This window comes from Bartonella sp. SD1336NMGDW (assembly GCF_042193565.1).
Lineage (GTDB): Bacteria > Pseudomonadota > Alphaproteobacteria > Rhizobiales > Rhizobiaceae > Bartonella > Bartonella grahamii.
Genome location: NZ_JBHILW010000094.1, coordinates 1 through 635, shown reverse-complemented (window position 1 = coordinate 635; position 635 = coordinate 1). Strand labels below are relative to the sequence as shown.

Sequence of the window (635 nt, the reverse complement as noted above, 5' to 3'; positions counted from 1 at the left end):
TTATTGTGCTTTAAGATCTCTCTTGCTAAGTTTGAACTGATGGCGTTCAGATCTTGCTTATCTAAATAAATTGGCAACCAGCCAACACAAGAAGAAACATATTTATTTGTCGCGCAACCAATCAGAGAGAGCAGCACGCACATCAGCATCACTTTTTTGATTAATTTCATTTTCTACCTCAAGCCGTGTTGTGGCTGCTTTTAAAGCTTTTTCTGTTTGCTTTTGTTGCTCTGCTTTTTTCCCAAGAGTAAAAGCTCTTGCTAATGCAATAAAAAAAGCGGCTAAAGCCGCGCCTGTTAGCATCAGATTTCTTTTCATCCATAAGATCATAGACGATGCTCCTGAAAGCGTTTAGCAACAAAGAAAATACCAGCACATGCGGCTAAAATCATAATGGTGGCCAAAGCCCATTGGATTGGTCCATTTCCTGCTAATAAGCCTCCAAGCCCAGAAAAAGAACCAATAATCGGTGCAAGGGCTTCGGCTTTGAAAACCCCCGTTGGTGCTTGCGTTTCTACTGTTTGATAATTGGAGGAAACAAAAGCCCCTTTCGCCCATAAGCCTGTTTCTGCCGCACGCCGGTGTGCTAGACCTTCAAGACGCTTCCCGCCTGCTTTGGTCCATTTCTGTAGCTC

Annotated in this window: 1 protein-coding gene and 1 pseudogene; both read right to left on the bottom strand. The window is 43.3% G+C overall.

Annotated features, from left to right (window positions below; translation table 11 throughout):
- Window positions 1-102 precede the first annotated feature (102 nt).
- Window positions 103-330 carry a hypothetical protein gene (locus ACFIKH_RS09340; RefSeq protein ID WP_375654070.1) on the bottom strand — a complete coding sequence of 76 codons (228 nt, stop codon included), beginning with the start codon at window positions 328-330 and terminating at the stop codon, window positions 103-105.
- A pseudogene (locus ACFIKH_RS09335) lies at window positions 327-635 on the bottom strand (lysozyme); the annotation flags it as partial. The gene ACFIKH_RS09340 and the pseudogene ACFIKH_RS09335, both read right to left, overlap by 4 nt.

What these genes read in the sequence shown, in the direction of transcription:
- ACFIKH_RS09340 (WP_375654070.1), bottom strand. Translation starts at nt 330, where the DNA reads ATGATCTTATGGATGAAAAGAAATCTGATGCTAACAGGCGCGGCTTTA.